Raw genomic sequence first — 3127 nt, forward strand, 5'->3', positions numbered from 1 at the left:
AGCTCTGGGATTTCTAGGTAAGGGGTAAAGATTGGCGTGATTAGCGCAACTTTGTCACCTTTTTTCAATAGACCATTGTTGAACATGGTTGCGAACGTGTACGTCATTGACGCAGTGCCGCCTTCTGTTGCGAACAGGTCAAAGTTAGTCGTCATTGGCATTGGGCCGTACATCTCTTCTGCGATGTATTGTTTAACCACTTTCTCGATGTTCACTAGCATACGTGGTGGCACTGGGTAGTTACACGCAAGGTAAGCCAGTACTAGCTCGTTTAGGAACGCTTGTTTTTCGATGCCTAGACGGTCTTTTGCGTAGCTTAGTGCACGACGTAGGAAATCAACGCCTTTGTCTGTTGCATATTGGCTTGCGAACGTGTCGAAACGCTCAACGATGCCGACGCCATCAGGGATACCACCGAAATCACCACCTAGGTAAGCGTAGTTACGCTCTGCTTCTGCTACCGCAAACTCACCAAGACGGATGAATGCTTTACGAGGTAGCGTTGCTAGGAAGTTAGGGTTACCACGACCTGCATCAAGAAGTGCACGATCTGGCACAGCTTGCGCCACTTCAATCAGTTTGTCTTTTAGCTCGAATGGGCTTAGGTCAGCGAATTTTGAAAAATCGATAGTTGGAGTTTGAGTAGTCATAATAGATACCTTACTTTCATAAATTTTAGCAAGTCGATCCCCTTCCCTATGTTTGGCCAGGGAATCGCTTAGTGTTTTAATTGGATTGACGTCTTAGACTGACGTTATAGTCTGAATTACATACCAGCGTTGACGGAGATAATGCCGACGATGATTGGTCCCCAAAGGGTCAATAGCACGTTGGCTACTGCGTAAGTCACTGTGAATGAGAATACTGGAGTTGCATTGCCTGTTTTTTCCATCAATGCCGCAAACGCAGGGTTTGCACTTCGACCACCAGTCACACAACCAAGTGCTTCAATTGGGTTTTTGATTCTCAAAACAAAGTAAGAGAAGAAGAACGAAATAATCTGTGGAATGATGGTTACCGCAACACCCAAGAATAGTAGGCTCATACCGTGTTCTTTGATGGTGTCTACCGCTTGAGGGCCAGCCTCAAGACCAACGATACCCACGAATGCTGCTAGACCGAAGTCGCGAATAAAGCTTGCTGCTGATTCTGGGAATTGCGCCACATGTGGGTTACGGCTGCGTAACCAACCAACAATCAGACCTGACACTAGACAGCCTGCACCAGAGCCGATAGTGACCGGAATACCTGCAATTTTGAAGTTGATTAGGCCAATCAAAAGACCCAATACCATACCCATGCCTAGTACAATGAAGTCAGTCATTGTTGCTGAGTTCATTGGCTTACCGATTGTACCTTGAACACGATTAATATCGCTTGGTGAGCCAGTTAATTGAATAACATCATTTTTCTTAACAACAAGGTCAGCGTGAACTGGGATTGATACACCTTCGCGAAGGTAGTCAGTCACATAAACACCACGGTAAGTGCCTTTGTTCGCTTCTGATTTGATTTGACCTAGTGTACGGCCAATCAGTTGTTTGTTGTCTGCGATAAGCTGACGGTTCTCTTCAATGACTTCGTACTCTTCTGGAAGCACAACTTCAGAGCCAACAGAGTCACCTTTCAACTGACCAATGGCTTTACGAGTACCTGTGATAACCAGAACATCGCCTTGTTGAAGCTTAGTAAATTTGTCTGCTTCAATCGCTTTGCCATCACGCTCGATAACTTCGATGCATGCGTCTATTGAATCTTGATTGATTTGGACTAGTGTCAAACCATTCAGTTTGCTCTCTGCTTTGATTTCAAAAGCGCGAGTCTCAAGTTTTGTCATCGCATTGAATTCACCAGCACCAAGCTCTGCATTACCATCTGAGTTCGCTTCTGCCATTTTGATTGCTTCAGAGCGAATGTCCCATTTCATTAGTGTTGGGAATACCCATGTCACCATTAGGATTGGACCTAGAGAACCAAAGATGTATGTTACAGCGTAACCAACAGCAACGTTAGTTTGCATCAGATGTTTGGCTTCTTCAGACACACCACCCAAACGGGCGATCGCATCGCCTGCAGTACCAATGATCGCAGACTGAGTTAAACCACCGGCAGCTAGGCCCGCAGCAGTACCTCTATCTAAGTCAAACAACCACGCAGCGGCAAGTACACACAATAAGCCTGAAACCGTCATAACAACCGCAGACAACAGAATGTTGATGGTTCTAAAGTTAAGCGCTTTAAAGAATTGTGCGCCGCCTTGATAACCCACAGCATAAATAAAGAGCGCAAAGAAAATACTTTTTACGCCGGGATCAATCTGAACACCAAATTGCCCAATAATTACGCCCATTAATAATGTTCCGGCCACACCGCCTAAAACAAATCGGCCGATAGTAATTTTACCAACCATATAACCCAATGAGAGTGTAATAAATAGTGCGACAAATGGTGCCATGTCAAACAGATTAGAAATAATGTCCATGACAAATTTACTCTTGTTACTAAATATAAGGAGTAAATAATCTAACGAATAACTTAATAATGACATTTGTTGGATTATTCAAAATAAATAAAGCATCTCGTTGCTTCGAACCGAATATTAAGAACAAAAGGTTTTATTATGTAATCCCATTTGATGGATCAAATCATCACTTTAACTGTTCGCATAGTTTTTGAAGTGCAATTTACACCTTAAGTGATTGGTTTAAATAGATTTATCTTAAACCGGCAAAAGTAGATGATTTTCGAAATCAATTTCAATTAAGTGTTTCCACTTCAAGAACGACAACCTACCTACCGTTGTTTTACTGGCTTACGGCTCTCAACAAAGAGGCAGTTGGCATAATCACCGGGCGTTGTTAATGATATGGACACTTCCACCCACCGTCTAAACTTATAGTCGGTAACATAAATGAGGAAGAGACCATGACCATTGCAACTTTAGGTATCGACTTAGCTAAATCTTCTTTTGCTCTTCACGGAGTAGATTCATCAGGCAAAGTTCTTTTGAAGAAAAATATCAGCAGAAAGAAGTTGTCCGAAACGTTGACCAATATGCCTCCTTGTCTTGTTGGTATGGAAGCTTGCTCCAGTGCTCATTATTGGGCTGTAGTGGTACGCTGAATTT

The 3127-nt window shown here is 43.1% G+C and carries 1 protein-coding gene and 2 pseudogenes; 1 reads left to right on the forward strand and 2 read right to left on the reverse strand.

The genetic code is table 11. The annotated features are described in order from the left end of the window. Positions 1–650 (reverse strand): annotated as a pseudogene (locus AB4585_RS22335) (bifunctional aspartate transaminase/aspartate 4-decarboxylase); the annotation flags it as partial. 116 nt (positions 651–766) lie between these two features. Further along, entirely contained in the window at positions 767–2482 is a 1716-nt protein-coding gene (gene aspT, locus AB4585_RS22340) for an aspartate-alanine antiporter (protein ID WP_372171004.1), read from the reverse strand. Between the two features lie 443 nt (positions 2483–2925). On the opposite strand from aspT, the pseudogene AB4585_RS22345 reads away from it, so the two are divergent. Continuing rightward, a pseudogene (locus AB4585_RS22345) lies at positions 2926–3108 on the forward strand (IS110 family transposase); the annotation flags it as partial. Positions 3109–3127 lie beyond the last annotated feature (19 nt).

Source organism: Vibrio sp. 10N.222.49.C9 (assembly GCF_041474985.1).
In the GTDB taxonomy this organism is placed as follows: domain Bacteria; phylum Pseudomonadota; class Gammaproteobacteria; order Enterobacterales; family Vibrionaceae; genus Vibrio; species Vibrio crassostreae_C.